Annotated in this window: 13 protein-coding genes and 4 pseudogenes; 9 read left to right on the top strand and 8 right to left on the bottom strand. The window is 42.4% G+C overall.

Features of this window, described 5'->3' with window-relative positions; genetic code table 11:
• Positions 1-19: 19 nt before the first annotated feature.
• Positions 20-3,931, top strand: coding sequence for a cobaltochelatase subunit CobN (cobN, locus tag AB0756_RS27585; RefSeq protein ID WP_038075260.1), 3,912 nt, complete (start codon positions 20-22; stop codon positions 3,929-3,931).
• On the opposite strand, the gene AB0756_RS27580 is transcribed toward cobN, so the two are convergent.
• Entirely contained in the window at positions 3,928-4,452 is a 525-nt protein-coding gene (locus tag AB0756_RS27580; RefSeq protein ID WP_038075265.1) for a hypothetical protein, read from the bottom strand. The two genes, cobN and AB0756_RS27580, sit on opposite strands and share 4 nt — an antisense overlap.
• A gap of 306 nt (positions 4,453-4,758) precedes the next feature.
• On the opposite strand from AB0756_RS27580, the gene AB0756_RS27575 reads away from it, so the two are divergent.
• From AB0756_RS27575 to AB0756_RS27565, 3 genes are all read left to right on the top strand, one after another.
• Positions 4,759-5,745 carry an aldo/keto reductase gene (locus tag AB0756_RS27575; RefSeq protein WP_050045689.1) on the top strand — a complete coding sequence of 329 codons (987 nt, stop codon included), beginning with the start codon at positions 4,759-4,761 and terminating at the stop codon, positions 5,743-5,745.
• Between the two features lie 224 nt (positions 5,746-5,969).
• Positions 5,970-7,139, top strand: coding sequence for an XdhC family protein (locus AB0756_RS27570; protein WP_038092127.1), 1,170 nt, complete (start codon positions 5,970-5,972; stop codon positions 7,137-7,139).
• Between the two features lie 220 nt (positions 7,140-7,359).
• On the top strand, positions 7,360-8,802 hold the full coding sequence (locus AB0756_RS27565; protein ID WP_050045690.1) for an AraC family transcriptional regulator: 1,443 nt from the start codon (positions 7,360-7,362) through the stop codon (positions 8,800-8,802).
• A 154-nt stretch (positions 8,803-8,956) separates the two neighbouring features.
• Here the strand turns inward: AB0756_RS27565 and AB0756_RS27560 are convergent, their stop codons facing one another.
• Entirely contained in the window at positions 8,957-9,439 is a 483-nt protein-coding gene (locus AB0756_RS27560; RefSeq protein WP_038092129.1) for a pentapeptide repeat-containing protein, read from the bottom strand.
• 47 nt (positions 9,440-9,486) lie between these two features.
• On the opposite strand from AB0756_RS27560, the pseudogene AB0756_RS27555 reads away from it, so the two are divergent.
• The 4 genes and pseudogenes from AB0756_RS27555 to AB0756_RS27540 form a co-directional block, all read left to right on the top strand.
• A pseudogene (locus tag AB0756_RS27555) lies at positions 9,487-9,699 on the top strand (DUF2887 domain-containing protein); the annotation flags it as partial.
• A 78-nt stretch (positions 9,700-9,777) separates the two neighbouring features.
• Positions 9,778-10,008 carry a hypothetical protein gene (locus AB0756_RS27550; protein WP_050045691.1) on the top strand — a complete coding sequence of 77 codons (231 nt, stop codon included), beginning with the start codon at positions 9,778-9,780 and terminating at the stop codon, positions 10,006-10,008.
• A 221-nt stretch (positions 10,009-10,229) separates the two neighbouring features.
• A pseudogene (locus tag AB0756_RS27545) lies at positions 10,230-11,414 on the top strand (reverse transcriptase domain-containing protein); the annotation flags it as partial.
• A gap of 203 nt (positions 11,415-11,617) precedes the next feature.
• A pseudogene (locus tag AB0756_RS27540) lies at positions 11,618-12,182 on the top strand (DUF2887 domain-containing protein); the annotation flags it as partial.
• 330 nt (positions 12,183-12,512) lie between these two features.
• On the opposite strand, the gene AB0756_RS27535 reads toward AB0756_RS27540, so the two are convergent.
• Entirely contained in the window at positions 12,513-12,791 is a 279-nt protein-coding gene (locus AB0756_RS27535) for a hypothetical protein (RefSeq protein WP_038092133.1), read from the bottom strand.
• A gap of 162 nt (positions 12,792-12,953) precedes the next feature.
• On the opposite strand from AB0756_RS27535, the gene AB0756_RS27530 reads away from it, so the two are divergent.
• Positions 12,954-17,366 carry an nSTAND1 domain-containing NTPase gene (locus AB0756_RS27530; protein WP_050045692.1) on the top strand — a complete coding sequence of 1,471 codons (4,413 nt, stop codon included), beginning with the start codon at positions 12,954-12,956 and terminating at the stop codon, positions 17,364-17,366.
• Positions 17,367-17,579: 213 nt separating this feature from the next.
• On the opposite strand, the gene AB0756_RS27525 is transcribed toward AB0756_RS27530, so the two are convergent.
• The 5 genes and pseudogenes from AB0756_RS27525 to AB0756_RS27505 form a co-directional block, all read right to left on the bottom strand.
• Positions 17,580-18,575: an aldo/keto reductase gene (locus tag AB0756_RS27525; protein WP_038092135.1), complete on the bottom strand. Its 996-nt coding sequence runs from the start codon at positions 18,573-18,575 to the stop codon at positions 17,580-17,582.
• A 142-nt stretch (positions 18,576-18,717) separates the two neighbouring features.
• Positions 18,718-19,320, bottom strand: a complete 603-nt coding sequence (locus tag AB0756_RS27520; protein WP_050045693.1) for a TetR family transcriptional regulator — start codon at positions 19,318-19,320, stop codon at positions 18,718-18,720.
• Positions 19,321-19,690: 370 nt separating this feature from the next.
• Entirely contained in the window at positions 19,691-19,915 is a 225-nt protein-coding gene (locus tag AB0756_RS27515) for a hypothetical protein (RefSeq protein ID WP_137986265.1), read from the bottom strand.
• Positions 19,916-20,059: 144 nt separating this feature from the next.
• Positions 20,060-20,521 carry a lipocalin-like domain-containing protein gene (locus AB0756_RS27510; protein WP_050045694.1) on the bottom strand — a complete coding sequence of 154 codons (462 nt, stop codon included), beginning with the start codon at positions 20,519-20,521 and terminating at the stop codon, positions 20,060-20,062.
• 517 nt (positions 20,522-21,038) lie between these two features.
• A pseudogene (locus AB0756_RS27505) lies at positions 21,039-21,157 on the bottom strand (photosystem II q(b) protein); the annotation flags it as partial.

Genomic DNA, 21,157 nt, shown 5'->3' with positions numbered 1-21,157 from the left:
GAGCCTTTACTTAAAACTTATGCATCGTCTTGCAACTACACCAGGAGGTTGGAATCCATCAGCAGAAGGCGTGATGGCGATCGAGCAACAACCAGCACCTATTGTTTTAATTACGGCTGCGGATACCGACATTCAAACTTTATCTGTTGCTGTTACTCAATTACCCTCAGAATTTCTACAGTTACGGGTTGTCAATTTACTACAACTCCAGCAACAACTGACAATTGATATGTATGCTGAAGATGTGTTGAGTGCGGCGGAAGTGATTATTTTACGGTTGCTTGGCGGTAGAGCTTATTGGAGTTATGGATTGGAAGTTGTTGAACAGACGGTTAAACAGACAGGCGCAAAATTAATTGTCTTACCAGGAGACGAACGACCCGATCTCAATCTCATAAGTTGCTCTAATGTTTCTTTAGTAGACGCCAATCAGATATGGCAGTATTTCAATGAAGGCGGTACGGAAAATTATCTTAACAGTCTCAAATTTATCGCTACAACTTTTCTCGGTTGCACCTACACCTTTAATTTACCCCAACCAGTTCCTCGTGTGGGAACATATTCACCCAGCGATCGCATTATCTACACTCAAGTAGAGAATAATTTCATTCCTGTACGCAAACCAGATTCTCAAATCGGTGTTATTGGTATCATCTTTTATCGGTCTCATTATTTAGCTGGAAATACATCAGTCATTGATGCACTTTGTCAAGCTCTAGCACAAAGAAATCTTACAGCAATTCCTATTTTTGTTTCTTCTTTAAGAGAGCCAGATGTCCAAGCGGAGTTGTTAAAATATTGCAGTCAAAAGATAGACCTCTTATTAAATACAACTAGTTTTGCTCTAGCAAAATTAGAAGCAGAAACACCACAAGTAGAACTTTGGGAACAATTAGATATACCAGTGTTACAAGTCATTCTTAGCGGTAGCAGTCGCGAACACTGGGAATCTGGTTCTTCCGGACTCACACCAAGGGATATCGCAATGAATGTGGCTTTACCGGAAGTGGATGGCAGAATTATTACTAGAGCCGTCTCTTTTAAAGCAGTCAAAACTCCCAGCCCTTTACTGCAAACTGATGTTGTCAGCTACGAACCTGTTGCTTCTCGGATTGAATTTGTGGCAGATTTGGCTGCAAATTGGGTAAAATTACGGCATACTCCACCACAAAATCGCAAGATTGCCTTAATATTAGCTAATTATCCCAATCGTGATGGACGCTTGGCAAATGGTGTGGGATTGGACACACCCGCAAGTTGCATTGAAATTCTGAAGGCTTTACAGTTAGCAGGATATTATGTGGATAATATTCCCAATACGGGAGAGGAATTAATTCAATTATTAACAACTGGTGTCACTAACGATTTAGAGGGATACCCATTCCGAGAAGTACGGCAATCTTTGTCTTTGCAGAAATATCTAGAGCATCTTTATAGTTTACCTGAAGCAGTACAAGAAGGACTAAAAAACCGTTGGGGTTTCCCTGAAGAAACCGATTCATTGCCCATTTCGGGTATACAGTTAGGGAATATATTTGTGGGAATACAACCTTCACGGGGTTACGATCGCGATCCATCTTTGAATTATCACGCACCCGATTTGGAGCCTCCCCACAGCTATTTGGCTTTTTACCATTGGCTGGTTGAGTCTTTTGGTGCAAATGCGATTGTTCATGTTGGCAAACATGGTAACTTGGAATGGTTACCAGGCAAAAGTGTAGCACTGTCTGAGAATTGCTATCCAGAAGCCGTCTTGGGAGCAATTCCCCATCTCTACCCTTTCATTGTTAACGATCCGGGTGAAGGTTCGCAAGCCAAAAGACGTTCTCAAGCAACGATTATCGACCATTTAACTCCACCCATGACTCGTGCGGAATTATATGGTAATTTATACTCTTTGGAAGGATTGATCGATGAGTATTATGAAGCTCAAAGTTTAGAGCCATCACGATTACCTGCAATTAGCGATCGCATAACTCAATTAATCGAGCGGGAGCATCTTCATCAAGATTTGGGGATTGATATTTCTCGTTTCGATAAATCGACTCTTTCTTCATTTCTCAATGCAGCTGATGGTTATCTTTGTGAATTAAAAGAAGCTCAAATTCGGGATGGTTTGCATATTTTTGGTCAATGTCCATCAGGAAAACAATTACGAGATTTAATTGTTGCTATTGCCAGAAATCCCGGTGTTGGTAGATTGGGATTGACGAGGGCGATCGCGATAGATTGGCAATTAGATTTCGATCCTTTAACTGTAGATTTCAGTCAAGCATTTGAGATTAATTTTCCTACTTTGACCCTACCCGAAACCTCATTTTACCGGGAGGTGGGAACTGCAACTTCAGATTTGACTCCACCCCAATCCCCATCCGATGGAGAAGCGGGAGCTTCAGACGGTTCCTCCCTTTACAAGGAGGGATTAAGAGAACTCAGTGAAAGATATCAAAAGCTGAAAAACTGCCGAATCATAGGTGATGTTATTCAAATCCTTGAAGATTGTGCATCAGATCTCGTCACTTATATCATTGAAAATGAAGAAATCCCGCAAAGCGGTAAAACAACAACTCAAGAGTTAAGATGGATTCAGAATTTTCTCTTAAAAGCACTCAGACAAACAGAAAAAGAGATTATTAATTTATTACGAGGATTAGATGGCAAATATGTGGCGAGTGGCGCATCTGGTGCTCCAACGAGGGGAAGACCGGAGGTATTACCCACAGGACGGAATTTTTACTCTGTCGATATTCGTGCTATTCCTACAGAGACTGCTTGGGATGTAGGGAGTCAAGCTGCAGAAATATTAATAGAAAGATATACACAAGAACACGGAGAATACCCTCAAACATTAGGTTTATCTGTTTGGGGAACTTCAACTATGCGAACTGGAGGCGATGATATTGCAGAAGCTTTGGCGCTATTAGGAGTCAAACCCGTTTGGGATGGTATTTCTAGAAGAGTTGTAGATTTTGAAATTTTGCCCCCTTCAATTTTAGGTCGTCCGCGTGTAGATGTGACTTTAAGAGTTTCCGGTTTTTTCCGCGATGCTTTCCCAAATTTAATGGATTTATTTGATAGTGCTGTCACGGCTGTTGCTCATTTAGATGAGCCTGAAGATATAAATCCTTTAGCTGCAAAAGTGAAAACAGAAACAGAGTTTTGGCAAACTGAAGGATTGACAGCAGAACAAGCAAAAGCGCGATCGCTCTATCGAATTTTTGGTTCAAAACCCAGCGCTTATGGTGCTGGGTTACAAGGTTTAATTGAATCACAAAACTGGACAAATGAAGATGATTTAGCTCGTGCTTATATTAATTGGAGCGCCTATGCTTACACCCGTAAAGCTGAGGGTAAATTTGTACCAGAAGCTTTTACCCAAAGGTTACACAATATGCAAATTGTTTTGCAGAACCAAGATAATCGAGAGCACGATCTATTAGACTCCGATGATTACTATCAATTTCAAGGCGGTTTAACCGTTGCTGTTAGATCGGTGTCTGCAAAACTTCCCGTCACTTATTTTGGCGATAATTCTCGTCCCCAACAACCAAAAATCCGCAAGCTTACAGAAGAAATAACTCGCGTTTATCGCTCTAGGGTTGTGAATCCAAAATGGATTGCAGGAGCCATGCGTCACGGTTATAAAGGAGCCTTTGAAATGGCAGCAACTCTAGATTATTTATTTGCTTTTGATGCTACGACTAACTGTGTTGCTGATTTTATGTATCAAGGAATAGCTGAGGCTTATTTATTTGATGAAACAGTTCAACAATTTATTCAACAAAATAATCCTTGGGTGTTGCGGGATATGGCAGAAAGATTATTAGAAGCTCACCAACGGGGTTTGTGGGAAAATGTGTCAGGAGAAACTCTTGAAACATTACGTTCTTTGGTTCATGAAGCAGAAGGAATCATAGAAAGTCAGTTTTAAAAATTCTCTTTTAAGTAGTTACAAACTCCCACACTCATTTGTTGGAAATTAGGTGCAATCTGTTTCCCTAGTGAATTTTCAATGACACGGGCGATCGCCACTGTTAACTGCTGTGGTGTACCCTTTATCTGTTGTGGATCGATAATAAGTTCGCCCCTGCTTTGGATGAGCGTTCCTTTATCATCTTCAAAAAATTGATTTTTGCCAGTACAACGAACGGCTTCAGTAAAAACATGAGTATTGATGTGCCAAGTGGTTGTGTATTCAGAATTATTCCAAATAGAATCTTCTGTCCAATTGAGTAAATCTTCGCTGAGGAAAGCACGCGCTAATGCAGGAATATTAGCACCACCATACCAATCATGTACTAAATATAAAAGCTCGTCTTGCTCTTGGCTTGATTTGAACTTAATTTGTCTGATTTTTGACATATAAGGTACAAGTTCTGTTAGCTTGTCGCGATAAGTGGCATAAACCAAAGGACGAGGAAAGGGGATATGGGTATCAAGGCAGATCAACATGGAAAGTGGTGCGGTAACGAACGTTAGTTGCACAAAGTGTTATTTAGGTTGTAGTTAAGAAAATTTTTAGTTGCTTCTATCAAAATGGATAGTTAATGCATAAATTATGACAAACGCATGCAGAGCGCTTAACTTCGAGGTTTTATTGTGTCGAGCGTTTCTACTTGTAGCCTCAGATACTTAATATATTTATGACATCAAGTAATCAATTACCGTAAAGAGTGAGAGCAACTGGTTTGAGCAAAATGTGTTGCATTTGACTAACATAGCAACAAGAGTGGATCTATTACCTTAGGAGAAATCCTTATGAAAACACGAAGACTGGGAAAACAAGGATTGGAAGTCTCAGATATCGGACTCGGTTGTATGGGTATGAGTTGGGCATATGGTAGTAGAGATGAAGCTGAGTCAATTCAAACAATTCACCGCGCTCTTGAATTAGGTATCAACTTTTTGGACACTGCGGAGGTTTATGGACCATTTGCCAACGAGCAATTAGTGGGTCGGGCTATCAAAGACCGTAGAGATAAAGTCATTATTGCTACTAAGTTTGGTTTCAAGATGGATGAGAGTGGTAAGATAGCCGGTCTAGACAGCACGCCAGAAAATGTTCGGCGCGTCTGCGATGCTTCTTTACAAAGATTGGGAGTGGACTGCATCGACTTGTTTTACCAACACCGAGTGGATAAGACAGTGCCAATTGAAGAAACCGTTGGTGCAATGGCAGAATTGGTAAAGCAAGGTAAAGTTCGCTACTTAGGACTATCAGAAGCTAGCCCAGAAACTATCCGTCGCGCCCATGCAGTCCACCCCATCAGTGCTTTGCAATCCGAGTACTCTCTTTGGGAAAGGAATCCTGAAAAACAAGTTCTGCCAACTGTAAGAGACTTGGGAATTGGTTTTGTTCCCTACAGCCCGCTCGGACGCGGCTTTCTTACAGGACAGGTCAAACGGGCTGAAGAGTGTGCAGACGATGATTATCGTCGGCACGATCCCCGTTTCCAGGGTGAGAATTTTGAAATAAACATGAGAATTGTCGATCGCGTTAACCAAATCGCCCAATCTAAAAATGCAACACCCGGACAAATTGCGTTAGCTTGGTTGTTGCACCAAGGGGATGATATTGTACCCATCCCCGGTACCAAACGCAGGGCATATGTTGAGGAGAATGCAGCAGCAGCTGATATTAGCTTGAGTGTGGAGGAATTGGCACAAATAGATCGAGTTGCGCCTGTGGGAGGGACATCGGGCGATCGCTATGCTCCGCAGATGATGAGCCTTCTCGATCGTTAAACATTCGTATGAGAAACTGCGAAGGATATTATACCAAATCCATTTTTATAACTCCAATAAGCCCTAGTGATTAGAAATCACGGCTATACAAACGAAGTCCCTCCGGGTTCGCCAGTTCCCTACGGCGGGAAACCCGCCTGCAGGACTGGACTCACCGCCTGCGCGGACTAAATTATAAAGGGGGGTATAAGACGCGGATTTAGTATTAGTCAACGATTACAGCCATGAAAGAACTGCAAAACATTATCAAAGCCTTTAAGCAGTATAAACAAAGCGGTCAGCGTACTGCTCTTGCTACTGTTGTTAAAACAAGCGGTTCAGTTTATCGCAAACCGGGCGCACGGATGTTACTTGCAGATGACGGTTACACAATCGGTGCTATCAGCGGTGGGTGTTTGGAAAGCAATGTTTTTGAACGATCGCAACCGTTGATGTTTTACTCAGGCGAGCCGTTAGTTGTAAAATACGATACAACATCTAGCGAGGATATTGTTTGGGGCTTTGGTCTTGGCTGTAACGGAGTTGTCAGCGTATTGATCGAATCTCTGGCTGATGCATCTGCTAGCAATCAACTTGAGTTTATCTCTGAGTGTTTTCTTCAGAATCAATCGGGAGCGATCGCAACCGTCTTTGATGTTCGGGGAGACACCCAAGTAAAAGTTGCCTCTCGGTTGTTTTTAAAACAAGATGGTGCTGTAGCTACGGATATTCAAGACCGTGAGTTCGCTCAAAAGGTTTTGCAAGATGCTCAACAGGTTCTCAAAAACGGGCGATCGCTTGTAAAAGCGTATTCACTCGCCAACGGGTGTGTTGAAGTCCTTCTCGAAGTGATTCAACCACCCCTCCCCTTGCTCGTCTTTGGAACGGGTCACGATGCTATTCCCGTCGTTGATTGTGCCAAGCAGCTGGGTTGGCACGTGACAGTCATTGATAATCGACCCGGTTATACCACTCGCGATCGCTTTCCCAATGCGGATGATATCATCTTTTGCGATCCAGAAAACCTTGAAACTCACTTCAGTTTCAATTCACGTATGGTTGCTGTGGTGATGACCCATAAATACCTCCAAGATTTAGAATTGTTAAGAATTTTATTGTTATCTCCCCTACAGTATATTGGTCTGTTGGGACCGAAAACTCGACGAGAAAGATTGCTTCAAGACTTACAAGCCTCAGGATTCATTTCTACACCAGACCAATTGCAGCGCCTTTACGGTCCGGTTGGTCTCGACATTGGTGCTAATACTCCAGAAGAAATTGCTCTTTCAATAGTGGCAGAAATTCAAGCTGTTGTTGCCGATCGCGGTGGAAGTTCTCTCAGAGAACGCACCAGACCCATTCATTCCCAGCATGATGAACTTCCACCGAGTACTCTTATCAAGCACATTGATTGATGGAAGCAGACTGTACTTGCGAGCCTCACCATTTTGGCAAGATTAGACAAGCCAGGGACTAATTTTGCCGTTTATAATCCACTCACACGTGAAAAATTACTTAATTTATGCGAGTACAAGCATTCAGAGAATTATCAAGTTTATGCGCTTGCGAGCCTTCGGTAACTCAAGGTGTCTCTGGTTCTGATTGAAATAAGCCTAAGGTCAATCGGAGCAAGCCATGTTAGACGCACCAAAATTAACAGTTGATTTTACTCAAAAACAATCTGTTTCGACAATTCTTCCGCGCCAACCCCTGTTAAGGAGTGATGAACTCGGCTGGAGTGGAATTTACGTTCAACACCACCATCAACCAGCCTCCGAATCTCCCGAACACATACTCAATCATCATGTCATTGTTCACCATCCTGGGTGGGAGATGGCTCGCTCGAAAAGGTGTTTGGCAGGAAACCGACAACAAGAAGATTTAATTCATGGAAGTTGCGTTATTGTTCCTGCCAGTGTATTACACCAAGTTACCTGGGATCGGGAATTAGAATTTACCTTACTCATTCTTGAGCCTGCTTACCTCACTCAACTTGCTCGTGAAATGGTGGATGGCGATCGCGTTGAACTTATCCCACAATTTGCCAAACTCGATCCAGTTATCTCCAATATAGCTTTCGCTCTCAAAGCCGAGCTAGAAACTAATGGCATCAAAGGACGGCTCTATGTGGAGGCTGCTACAACATTCCTAGCATCTCATTTGTTGCGTCATTATTGCACCCACACTCACTCTTTTTCAGAATATAGTAGTGGATTGTCGAAATATCGCTTGAGAGAAGCTATTGCCTACATTCAGGAGCATCTGAGTGAAGAGATTTCCTTAGGGGCGATCGCTCAGCATTTATGTATGAGCCAGTATTATTTCTGCCATTTGTTTAAGCAGTCGATGGGTGTGTCTCCGTACCAATACGTTCTACAGCAGCGTATAGAAAAGGCAAAACAGCTCCTAAAACACAAAGAACTTAGCGTCACAGATGTGGCATTAAAATGTGGGTTTACCAACCAGACCCATTTCACCAAGCACTTCCGCCAACTCATTGGAATAACGCCAAGAGCTTACCAGGAACATCGTTTTACTCAATTTGATACCGCGATCCTAACTATTGGTGTTGCCCTCAAGTCAGAACTGGAAACAGGTAGCATTGAAAGAAAACGCTACGCGGAACTTGCCAACACCTTTTTAGCAGCTCACTTTTTGCGCGATTCCTGCACTCGCGATCGCTTTCTGAAAGCTTACACTGGTAAATTGCCAAATCATAAGTTGAAGCAGGCGATTGAGTACATTGAGCAGCATTTGGGTGAAAAGATTTCGCTGGAGACAATTGCCCAACATCTTGACATAAGTCAGTGTCACTTCTGCCATTTGTTTAAACAATCAATGGGGGTTTCTCCTTATCAGTATGTGCTGCAACAACGCATCGAAAAAGCAAAACATTTGTTGAAACAGCAAAAACTAACTATCACGAATGTTGCGTTAGAATGTGGATTCGCCAACCAGACGCACTTCACCAAACACTTTCGCAAATTGACTGGCACAACCCCAAAAGCTTACCGAAAACAACAAAGTCATTCCTGTCAGAATCTACCCAGTCTCATGGCTCAATTACAATGCTGCTGATAGGTATTAGGGGTTGTTCAGCGATCTGGCAAAGTATTAAGAACTTTTACTAAGTTGTTTGGGTGTATCTCTATAAAGCATTGAAGATTATTTAGGTCCTGTTCTCATCCCAATTGCGTCATCTTTCCCAGCCGATACAGAATCAGTAGCTCAATCACTCAGTATCAATGAACTCAGTTCTAACAGTACCATCTGGCATAATGGTGTTGCACAAAGTGAGATATCTGGCATCAGCAGTAGTAAGGCTAGCACCGAACAAGTCAGCATTAGTCAAGTCAGCTCCATACAATATGACAGCACCAAGATGGGCATTACGCAGATTGGCATTAATCAGCTTAACGCCTTCGAGATCGGTACAATCAAAGTCGGCATTTCTTAAATCAGCATTAGTGAGGTTAGCACCAGTCAAGGTAGCACGTCCCAAATAGGCATCCCTCAGATTAGCACCGCTCAAATTGACGCAGATCATCTTGGTTCTAGTCAGATTAGCACCACTCAAATTGATGCCACTAAGATTATTCTTAGTGGGGTCGTATTGATTAATTCCAGCAATGTTAAGGTTGACATTACTCAAGTCAATACCAGAGAAATTTCTTTCACCAGTGGCATAATGCCTGTACAACTCTTCAGCATTCATAACTTACTCTCAATATTAATTAACACATTTAAAAATAACTCACTAAAGTGAAACGAGACTCCATTTATTACCAAATATTCAAACGTTTTCCTGGGTTACTTTTTGAACTGGTTAATGACCCTCCTCAACAAGCGCAGAATTATAGATTTGAGTCGGTTGAAGTCAAAGAAACTGGCTTTCGCATTGATGGGGTCTTTTTACCTCCAGAAGGTACAACACCTAAAATTATCTTTTTTGCTGAAGTCCAATTTCAAAAAGAGTGCGGCTCGTTTTTAGCAGGAACCCCTAGAAATCAGGGATGTATGGCTAAGGTAGATTTTTGAAAGTAGATTTCAAAAATGTATAACTGTTCTTTTGATGTAGGTGAGCCAAGTAACCTAGAACGGCAAGCCCTACCCTTGAGGAGACAACTGACCCCCTACCTGCCCACAGTAAACATACTCGAAATTATGGAGACTGAAGCTGGGAACAGGACGCAATCAGTTGTAAAACAAGCAGGTAACAACACTGGCGTTAACGGGAAGGTGGCATTGGGTAAACAAGTCCTAGAAAAGTGTCTCAGGAAATGAGCTACAGCCTGAATAACAAATGTAGACTTCATCCTCTAAATTCTCACAGCATCTTTCTTTTAATAGCTGTAATTTCCGAGAAGAGGATAGGCAAAGTGGACTGCCCTAAACCATCAAAACAATCGAAAGAACGGAACGAGTAAAAACGGTGCAAAGGTCTGGGGAAAGGTCGAAAACCCTGGTAGGTAAGACGAGATACGGAATCCCTCTGCATCGGGTAGGACAGAGCTTGGCAATGCCTAGCAAAATTCGCCCTAGAACCAGCACACGAAGCCACCTTCCACGCAAATAGCTACGGATTTAGAACAGGGCGCTCCGCCCATGATGCCCAGAAGCAGGTGTTCGATCATCTCAAATCAAAGTCCAACGGCATCAACAAGAGAATCCTTGAGCTAGATGTAGAAAAGTGCTTCGACCGGATTAATCACTCATCCATCATGTCGAACCTTATCGCCCCCCTAGGGCTAAAATTAGGGATATTCCGATGCCTCAAAGCCGGAATCAACCCCGAATTCCCTGAACAAGGTACCTGTCAAGGTGGGGTGGTGAGTCCACTACTAGCTAACATCGCCCTGAATGGAATCGAAGAAATACATAAATACCACGTCAACAGAGGACGCAAAATAACAGCAACTACCCTCGAAAAGGACATTGTGAACGCCTGTGTTCGATATGCCGATGACGCGGTATTCTTCCTACGACCAGAAGACGATGAAAAACAAATACTTGACAGTATTAGCCAATTCCTAGCAAAAAGAGGACTAAAGGTAAGTGAGAAAAAGACAAAGCTAACCGCCTCGACTTCAGGATTTGACTTTTTAGGCTGGCACTTCAAAGTACAGCAAAACGGCAAGTTTAGAAGCTCTCCCTCAGAGGAAAACTTCAAAGCATTCCGTAAGAAAGTCAAGAAAATTGTCAATAACTCGAATTATGGTGCTAACGAAAAAGCTAAGAAATTAGCCCCGATAGTCCGAGGATGGAGACAATACCACAAGTTCTGTAAAATGGACGGCTCTAAATTTAGCCTTTACTACGTACAATACAGAACCTACAAGGTATTCAACAAAGAAACCAAACAAGATTGCCTATCTAGCAAGAAACTGCTGGATAAAGCTTTCCCATCGGTTCCTTACTCCGAAAACCGCCACATTAAAGTCAAAAGAAATAAATCACCTTTTGATGGAGACTTAGTTTACTGGAGTGAACGCAACAGTAAGCTATATGACGGTATGACCTCAAGATTATTAAGGAAGCAAAGCCATACGTGTGGATACTGCGGTCACAAACTGACCTCAGAAGAAAAGGTAAATCTACATCATTTTGACGGCAATCATGGAAACTGGAAGGACTCAAACCTGACAGCAGTACACGAAAGCTGTCACGATTATCTCCACATGAAGCAAAAGGGGAAGGAGACTACGTTAATCACGCAAGTAGGTCTGGAAGTCACCGAAGAATACCTAGAAAATAATCCTCGGTGAAGGACAACCCGGTCTTACGACGACAAAAACCTTAACCCTAAGAATATCGGAAGCTGGATGCGTAAAAATACGCACGTCCAGATTTAAAAGAGAGGGGCGAGAGGTAATACTCTCCCTCGACTCTACCTGAAGCCCTCTACTATCGATTTTTTACTGAATCAATAATGTATTTGAATCGGAATCGCTTTCAGTATGATGACTGGTTCTGTGTGGTCATTTTTCCATCACGTTCTTTGGAACCAAGCGATCGAAAAACTCATAGAATGTTTCTCAACAGCGACCAAGTGCAGCGAATTTATCGTTCTGGAGTTAGGCGATCCAAGCCAGCAGCCTGTAGGCATCAACTTGATGCAGTTGACGATTGCGCCAGATGAATTGATGGCAGAGCAAGCAAAGCAATTAATTGAGCGAGTAGAATTAGAAGAAACAGGTAAACTGGCAAAAAACGAAATTATAGAAGTCATCACGACTATTGCCGTTTATAAGTTTTCTTCGTTAAGTAGAGAGGAAGTTGAAGCCATGTTAGGACTTAGCATTGAAGAAACTCGAATTTACCAAGACTTGGAACGTCAAACCAAGTTAAAAGCGGCTGAGCGCCTTTTGGGTATGGGTTACAGCATCTCCGAAGTGGCGAAGGCTGTTGATTTATCGGTCGAGGAAGTCACAAAAATAGCTTCAAATCCATCCGAATAGGGCTATGTTAAGTTTACTTCTTACAATAGTGCAGAGTCCTAAGTGCCTGTTGCTAAGTCTTCAGGTCTCAGTTTCACTCTAACACGGTTGCTAGGGAGAATTTTCAGGTTAGCCCGGAGTGCATAAGAGGGCAAGGCGGAGAAAACTAAGTTAACGCTGTTGTTTCAATAACTATGGGCTGAGCTAATGGACGCTAAGGGGTGTTTGATGACATTCCTTTCACGTTTGCTGCTGCTTGATTTTGGCTATTTCTGTTATCCAATGGCGGCGATTATCGTGTTCTAGCCTCATTATTAATTAACACATTTAAAAATAACTCACTAACTGGATTTAAATCGAACACTTCTGCTTAATTGCAGCAAAAGCAATGTCTGCCCATTGTCGATAATCCTTTATGGTTTGATCGCAATAAAATGCAAAGGCAGTCTCATTAAAGTTACCAAACTGTTGCATCCATTCATTTTGATTTGCCCACTCAAATAAATATTCACCCCATGCCCGGAAGGAAAATGTCCATATACTTCCGTCATCAAGCGTGAGCAGACATTCGTTGGCAAATTCCGAACCCTGCAATACTAAACTTGTTGCATCTAGAAAGTTGAAGTGCATTTTGGAACATTGTGAATTTATTGTGTAGGCATAGTTATATATCCGGAGAAGAGGGCTATCTCCGTGTATCCTTACGTATAAGAAAAAGTAACTAATTTTTAAACTTTTATTGGTTCGGTCAGTTGTTATCTTTCAATCAAGTTATTTGCCGATTGTTTATTTATGGCTCAATCTAGATATGACTTTAAACGTAATTTAGCTGTTGTTATTGGTATTAATGAATACTCAAATGGTGTTCCGCCCTTAACAACCCCTGTTGCTGATGCCGAAAAACTGGCAAATGTTCTTCAACAAAGCTATCAATATCAAGTTAAGACTCTACTCAATTCACAAGCCACTCTTTCTGGATTAAACTCTCTGCTGACCGATTTCAGAAACAAGAAATTCCCAATAGGCGATACGACTGTGGAGGTTCAAGAGAGCGATCGCATACTCTTTTATTTTGCCGGACATGGAATCGTACCTGCAGATGGAATAGAAAACGATAGTCATTGCAGAGGTTACCTTATCCCAACTGACGCCAAAACTGAAAATCTGCTCCAAACACAAAACCATCTTATACCCATGCAAGACTTGCATGATGCTCTCATAGAATTGCCATGCCGTCATATGCTGGTGATTTTAGACTGTTGTTTTGCCGGAGCATTTCGTTCAAGTTCCTATCGCAACGCCATACCTGCATCCAAAGTTTACAAGCAACATTACGATCGCTTCATTGGGACTCGTGCATGGCAAGCTATTACCTCTGCTGCTTACGATCAAAAAGCCCTTGATTTCTTAGGTTTTTTTGGTAAGAGGGAAAGCGACCAGACACAAGACCATTCCCCTTTTGCAAGTGCATTATTTGAAGCATTAGAAGGTTACGCCGATACGACTCTCAAAAGAGGCGATGGTATTATCACGGCAACGGAAATTTATTCTTATGTGCGGGATAAAGTGGAGCAGATCGCTGACGACCACAAACTCAGCCAAACACCGAGCCTATTCCCCCTGCAAAAGCATGACAAAGGTGAATATATTTTCCTGCTACCTCACTTCAAGCGGGAGAACTTAGAAGATGCACCCGCACTTAAGCCCGAAAACAATCCATACCGAGGACTTAAAAGCTATGAAGAAAAACATTCTTCCCTGTTCTTTGGTAGAGATGAACTGGTCAAGCAATTATATACTCATATTAGCGATCGCCGTCACCAGCTTGCTGTGGTCTTGGGAGTTTCCGGTTCTGGTAAGTCAAGTTTGGTGAAAGCAGGTCTGATCCCTTACTTGCGAACTCATCACGAAGAAGAATTTTATATCTTACCGACTGTTCGACCGACAAAGTCGCCCTTTGGAGCAGTTGCAGAAGCTGTTTTGCGAAATGCTTATCCAGATGAAGCCGAGAAACGACAAAAAATTGCTTACCTCAAACCAAAGCTTAAAGAAGCACCGAGTCAATTTATTAACTTGATTCAACAGTACAACCCAGTTGGGGCTAATGCAAAGTTTTTATTGGTTGTTGACCAATTTGAGGAACTCTGGACAATGTGCAAGACAGAAGAAAAGCGAGAGAGTTTCTTAAATTTTCTGGCACAAGCTTTAGAGACAGATCCTCGCCTTCACATTGTGTTGACTTTGCGGTCTGACTTTGAATTCTATTTTACGGATTCTCCTTTAAAATCCTATTGGGATGCAGCACGCTTTGAAGTCAAAGCGATGAAGTCACATGAATTGCGTCAAGCCATTGAAAAACCTGCAATGGAAAAGATGTTGGATTTCGAGCCACCAACTCTTGTCGATCGCCTTATAGATGATGTTGGGCAAATGCCCGGAGCGCTATCGCTGTTATCGTTTACACTTAGCGAACTTTATATAAAATGCGTAGCACAAGAAAGACGAACCATAACTCAAGAAGATTATGAGGCGTTGGGAGGAGTTGTTGGTTCGTTAAGACATCGAGCAACAGAGGAGTACGACAAGCTTGACTCAGCCCATCAAGCAACATTGCGGCGAGTCATGTTAAGAATGGTAACGCTTGAGGATGGACAGCTAGCACGGCGGCGAGTCCCTGAATGGGAACTTCAATACGCATCTGAGGTAGAGAACAAACAAGTGGAGATAATTCTCAATCATCTTGCTGAAATTCGTCTGATTGTTAAGGGACAAGATATTGGAGGAGAACCTTATGTAGAACCCGCTCATGATGCTTTAGTCAGAGAGTGGGACAAGTTGGAAAAATGGCAGCGACAGGAACATGAAAATCTCATATTGCAGCAACGGTTGACATTTGCCGTTTGTGATTGGAACAAGCACGATCGCGCAATAGGGTATCTTTGGGTGTACGATCCCCGTCTCACGCGCTTAGAGGAATTGCTGAAATCTAAAGATGGTCACTGGCTCAATCAGCAAGAAATAGAATTTGTTCAAACTAGCATCAACAGAAGAAACCAAGAGCAAGAGAACAATAAAAAGCAGCAACAAAAGTTCCAGATGTATCAAGTGACAGCAGAACTTCAACAGCAAGCATATCTCGTCGAACAGCTACTCAGGCTCAAACAAGGAGCGAGCAGTCTGGCTCTTGCCATCGTAGCATTAGGACAGAATTTAGAAGCACTTACCGAAATTCTCAGTCCCATACAATCCAGTTTAAGAGCGGCTGTGGAAAATGCCAGAGAACGCGATATTTTGGGAGTTGGAGATATATCTGCTGTAGCTATTAGCCCTAACAAACAGTATATCGCTTATAGTGTCTCCGACTCATTAAGTTTATGGAATTTTCAAGGGAGTTTTATTAATAGTTTTCGAGTTCCCGAACGCGATCGCATCCAATCCATCGTTTTTAGCCCTGACAGTCAAGCAATTGTCACGGTTAGCAATAATTGTAAAATCCATTTGTGGAGTCTTGATGGTCGCATTCTCAGTGACTTTATCGTTCCTGAGGGTAATATTAACTTCCTAGCTTTTAGCCCTGATGGTCAAATAATTTTAACGGCTACTTCCGATATTGAGGGGAAAGTGCAATTATGGAATATGAATGGCGATCTCGTTCGAGTTTTTTCTATCGCTCAAGAGAAGATTGATTCAGTTGCTTTTAATGGAGAACATATTGTTACTGCTAGTACTGGAAGCCAGAACAAAGTTCGGTTATGGAATATCGAAGGCGAGTTAATCAAAGATTTTCCCATTTTTGAAGAAAAAATCAACTCTGTCGCTTTTAGCCCTAATGGACAATTTATTGTAACTGGTGATGCCGTGAGTCCGGGAAAAGTTCAGTTATGGAGTTCTCAAGGAGAATTTATCGAGAATTTTCTCGTAACTGAAGACGAAATTAATTTGAAAGAACATGGTGTGCAATCGGTTGTTTTTACATCAGATAGCCGGAAAATTATCTGTATCAGTCAATGTAAAACAAGTACTCCATCAGTTGTGCTGCGATTGTGGAACTTAGAGGGCTATCTTATTCAAAAGCAAGTATACTCGGGAAATTACATTTCTGTAAGTGCAGATGGAAAATGTGCTGTTACAGGAAGTTGTGGAAACTTTGGTAAAGTCACGTTATGGGATTTGCAGGGCGATGAAATTGATGTTTTATCAGGGCATAAATCACCTGTTAACTCAGTGGCAGTTGGTGGTGATGGCAAGATTATTGTAAGTGCGAGTGATGGTGGTGCTTGGTTGTGGAATCTCAGAGATGCAATTCGTCAACCGCTACCGCATGAAAGCACTGTCAAGTTAGCTGCTATAAGTACTGATGGGGAAGCCCCCGTAACAGGAACTCACAATGGAATTTTACGTTTGTGGAATTCACAGGGCAATCTCTTACGAGAGTTTCAAGCATACCAAGGTGTGGTAAATGCAATCGCTATTGACAAGGACAAGACAATTATCACTTGTGGAAGCGATGACATGAATGTCGATAAGATCCGGGTATGGGATGGGCACGGCAACTTGCTTGAAGAACGATTTTTTGAAGGTCAAAAAAGCTTTCACAGAAAAGTTGCCATTAGTGCTGATGGCAAGACAATTGTGAGTATCAGTGATGTTGTTAACATCCAAATTTGGAATATTTGGGGTCAACAGATTGCGGAAATTTCTGACGGACACTCAGCTTACGTCAATTCAGTCGCTATTAGTGCTGATGGTCAAACGATTGTCACGAGTAGTGATGATGAAACCATAGGATTGTGGAACAGGGAGGGTAAACCTATCCTCGATCGCCCTTTGTCAGATTCATTTCCCAATTCCGTTGCTGTTAGCGCAGACGGTCAGTATATCATCAGTGGATCTCGCGACAATTGCGTGCGGTTGTGGGATCGGCAAGGTCATCTTGTGGATAGCCTCCTCCCAGGACATGCAGATGTCGTGAGTGCTGTTGCCATTAGCCAAGATGGGTTAACAATTGTCAGTGGAAGTTGGGATGGAATGGTGCGACTGTGGTGGGGTGGAGATTGGAAACACTGGCTGCAAGTCGCTTGCGATCGCCTGCGGTATCACCCAATTTTAGAAGAGCTTTCAGACGAGATTGAGAAACAAGCCTGCGAAATTTGCAGAAAACTTGTTTGGGAAAAAAGCGATTTATGTCATTGTGTCAGCCCTTAAGTGATACGGAGTGGGTTGGTTTGAGGAACAAAACCTAACAATTCTTGTTGATGGGACAAGGGAGAGGGGGGAGAGGTAGCTTGGGGAGCCACTCACGTGCGGGGATGGCGTGGCGTTTGAGGAACAAAACCCAACAATTCTTGTTAATGGAAAAGGCGTGTAAGAAACAAGTTAAAGCCCAATTTGGATATTATGACAAATCGGTCGATCTGTTCATCGATTGACCGTGTCCATAACTGCTTCTGGGTAGCGCGTTCCACTCGTGGCTCCAATCGGTGCAGCATCTTCAATTCGCTGCATATCATTATCACTTAATTCAATTGAGATCGCTTGTAGATTCTCTTCAAGTCGATCGCGCCGTTTTGTTCCAGGAATCGGTATGATGTCTTCGCCTCGTGCTAGCAGCCATGCAAGAGCAAGTTGTGCGGGGGTACAGTTTTTTTCAGTTGCGATTTCTTTAATTTTTGCCACAAGTTGTAAATTGCGTTCAAAATTTTCACCTTGATACCGTGGTAGGTGACGGCGGAAATCATCGGGTGCAAAGTCTTCAGGTTTTTGAATCGTTCCAGTCAAAAACCCACGTCCGAGAGGTGAGTAAGCTACCAATCCAATTCCCAGTTCTCGACAAACAGGCAATACATCTGTTTCTGGTTCCCGCGTCCAAAGGCTATATTCGGTTTGCAACATCGCGATGGGATGAACCCGTACCGCACGGCGCAAGGTATCTGCACCCGCTTCTGATAGTCCGGCGTATCGAATTTTGCCCTCCTGTATCAGTTCTGCGATCGCGCCAATGGTTTCTTCAATTGGCAAATTCGGATCGACTCTGGCTGGATAGTACAAATCGATATAATCTACTCCCAGACGTTGCAAACTATAAGCCAGAAAATTACGCACAGCGACAGGGCGGTTATCATAACCAATGAAATTTCCATCCCAGTTTCGCAAAGCACCAAATTTCACGGCAATAAAAACGCGATCGCGTGGAACTTCTTTGATTGCTTGGCGAATTAGCTCTTCGTTATGTCCAACTCCGTAAAAATCTCCTGTATCGAGAAAGTTTACGCCGAGTTCAATTGCATGACGAATCGTCGCGATGCTTTCGGTATCGTTCGCTTGCTTTCCACCATAAAAATCCGACATACCCATACAGCCCAAACCCAAAGCCGAGACTTGAGCATCAGATTTTCCAAGTTTGCGGTATTTCATAAGTTTTGATTTCTTTGTGTCTCATTACATTACAAATTACAAATTTTGTAACTTGTAATAACCTTTACGAGTTTATCGTATCACGCAAGCTAGTAATGTGACAACTAACAGATATTGAAAAATGTCACAATGCTTGTTGTGACTATATTTTTCCTGCTGTTAGAGATACGGTGAGTAATTTGACAACTGCGATCGCCTGTTCTTCGAGTGGCTCATGAGCACATTCTCGAATCATCAGGGGGTGGTGAAATTTAAGGGTAGCAGCGTTTATTGCGATAGTTGCCAGAGAGAGATCGGCAATTTGGAATTCTCCACTTTCGACTCCACGGGTCAAAATTCCTTGAAGGATGGAAGATAACACCTGCAAGTGATGCTTGGGTGCCGTGCGGTCAACTTCCAGAATGGCAAGATACGCGTCAAAAAGTTCTGGCTCAGCGGCTAGTTTGTCGCGTTTGAGCCGATATAGCCCTAAGACGTAGGCTTCGAGGCACTCCGCAGCAGAATTCGGTTTTTGAGTCATTTCTTGTAAAGCTTGTTCAACACCGCTAAACCAACGTTGCACAACGGCATCCATAACATCCGCTTTAGTTTTGAAGAAGCGATAAACGTTGGCATGCGACATTTTACAAGCACGCGCAATTTCACTAACCGTAGTTCGGGCGTAGCCATACCGTCGGAGATGGGCTTCAGCTGTTGCCAAAATGAGTTCTTGTGTTTCTCGAGCAGTCCGTTCTGTTTGCGCCATTCCAGTTATCAATTGCTACTTTCTCACTAACACATTTTGCCACTGGATTATTAATTCTGTTAGCAAATCCTGATGATGTAATACCAATTCTATATGAGGTTGCGCTGAGAATTCCCTCACATTAGAAATGTGGACGGCAGGCGCTACAAGGGCGGTTTTGGAGTTCCCACAAAGTGGGGTTGGGGGAAACCCGCCTGCAGTGCTGGACTCAGCGCCTGCGCGGGCTAATTAGATGTATCTTTATACAGAAATGGTATAAGAATTTCGACTTGTTTATTAAAACGTTTATATTTTTGTCTGTATTCTTCAAGTGGCAGAAAAATTGTTTTATTAGACGTCTTTGTTAAGCATGAATGCTAATTTTATTGGTTTATTGGTTCTCCCACTTTAATTGACGGCTACTGCCACTTTCCCGACCGGTAGGAATGCCCCGATTTGGTGGTATACGAGCTTCTAGGTGCTCATTTTTTAGAATTTTGACGATTCTAGCAGGATTATTGACAAGATGTAAGAAATTATATCCTTGTCCGTAGTTGGCAAATATAGATATTATTCCTACCGTTATCAATGGAGCTATAAGATATTGCGGCTTCATTGTATGTACCTCAGAAAGAACACTTGTCATACAACTTCACTATTGCCCGTGTATTTTTCTGAGAGAAAATAAAAATCTAGTGTTCTACATCAGTAAAGATTTGGTAAATCTCAGGGGCTTCCGTCCTGTAGCTCCTTTTTTTAATTACGCTTCTAGACGTTCCCAGACTAGCTCAAGGGACGTGAGTGTACCGTTACTGATAATAGGTTGTGTTTTGAGTGTAACTTGGTTCCCGTTCACGGTAAAAGTGCGAACTAAATCTTTGCCTACTCGATTGGGAATTGATGCTACTTCAATATCATGAGTTACTGTGTTCCCATTTAGCGTATATGTACCTGCATATGCATTAAACGTAGAAAATGCTTGTGCGCGTTCTTCTACTGATACTAAGTCTAAATCTACAGCCAGTGGTGTCAGTATATCTCTACTGAATGGCTTGCGATCGCTTGTCGAGAAAAGAACCATCATCCTTCCCCCATCAGTATAGGTAATGTAACCTCTGGGGTTTTCTCCATAGGCTTCGGAATTGGAAGTACCATCCGGATATGTAGCAGTGATTGAGATTAACTTCCAAGTTCCCAGTAAAGGGTTACTTTCAGCAGACATCAATAACTCCAAGTCAAGCAGCACAACATTGGTACAGAAAAATTGTACTTGAATATATAAAGATTATTTTCAAAAAACTGCCTTCATTCTTATCAGTGTTAACCTAGCGATCGATAGCTAATACAGCAATCCTAAATGAAATCTAAAAATAAGAGTGAAGACTGCTAATAGCTAATGGCTAATGGCTAATGGCTAATGGCTAATGGCTAATTGCTTTTTGACCATTAGCTATTAGCTTGGGTATTGTCGTCTTTTCAGGCTGGCTTTTCCTTTGTTGAGCAAGGAAAAGAAAGCGATAGATTGTATGGGAGATGATAGATATGGGAATAGTTATATTTTTAGCTTTTTGCTTTCTTTGGTTGATTGGCTTAACACTTCTAGCAGAAATGTGGTTTTTTGAAGAAGAACAGATGTTTTAATTGTATAAACAAAACAAAAAGCGCTCCTTTTTGGGGAGCGCTACGATGAGTTAGACTTTGTTCAGCATTACTAACAAATTAACCGTGTTACCTAAACCTTAACCGTTGATAGCAGGAGCGCTGATTGCAACAGGAGCAACTTCAGTTGCAGCTAAGTCGAGGGGGAAGTTGTGAGCGTTGCGCTCGTGCATGACTTCCATACCGAGGTTAGCGCGGT

It is taken from the genome of Tolypothrix campylonemoides VB511288_2 (genome assembly GCF_045999855.1).
Taxonomy (GTDB): Bacteria; Cyanobacteriota; Cyanobacteriia; order Cyanobacteriales; family Nostocaceae; genus Scytonema; species Scytonema bouteillei_A.
The sequence above is the reverse complement of the archived record's forward strand: the minus strand, read 5'-3'. Positions and strand labels throughout refer to the sequence as shown.

Coding starts and splice junctions, on each gene's coding strand:
- cobN (WP_038075260.1), top strand. CDS start 20: ATGCATCGTCTTGCAACTACACCAGGAGGTTGGAATCCATCAGCAGAA.
- AB0756_RS27580 (WP_038075265.1), bottom strand. CDS start 4,452: ATGTTGATCTGCCTTGATACCCATATCCCCTTTCCTCGTCCTTTGGTT.
- AB0756_RS27575 (WP_050045689.1), top strand. CDS start 4,759: ATGAAAACACGAAGACTGGGAAAACAAGGATTGGAAGTCTCAGATATC.
- AB0756_RS27570 (WP_038092127.1), top strand. CDS start 5,970: ATGAAAGAACTGCAAAACATTATCAAAGCCTTTAAGCAGTATAAACAA.
- AB0756_RS27565 (WP_050045690.1), top strand. CDS start 7,360: ATGTTAGACGCACCAAAATTAACAGTTGATTTTACTCAAAAACAATCT.
- AB0756_RS27560 (WP_038092129.1), bottom strand. CDS start 9,439: ATGAATGCTGAAGAGTTGTACAGGCATTATGCCACTGGTGAAAGAAAT.
- AB0756_RS27550 (WP_050045691.1), top strand. CDS start 9,778: ATGTATAACTGTTCTTTTGATGTAGGTGAGCCAAGTAACCTAGAACGG.
- AB0756_RS27535 (WP_038092133.1), bottom strand. CDS start 12,791: ATGCACTTCAACTTTCTAGATGCAACAAGTTTAGTATTGCAGGGTTCG.
- AB0756_RS27530 (WP_050045692.1), top strand. CDS start 12,954: ATGGCTCAATCTAGATATGACTTTAAACGTAATTTAGCTGTTGTTATT.
- AB0756_RS27525 (WP_038092135.1), bottom strand. CDS start 18,575: ATGAAATACCGCAAACTTGGAAAATCTGATGCTCAAGTCTCGGCTTTG.
- AB0756_RS27520 (WP_050045693.1), bottom strand. CDS start 19,320: ATGGCGCAAACAGAACGGACTGCTCGAGAAACACAAGAACTCATTTTG.
- AB0756_RS27515 (WP_137986265.1), bottom strand. CDS start 19,915: ATGAAGCCGCAATATCTTATAGCTCCATTGATAACGGTAGGAATAATA.
- AB0756_RS27510 (WP_050045694.1), bottom strand. CDS start 20,521: ATGTCTGCTGAAAGTAACCCTTTACTGGGAACTTGGAAGTTAATCTCA.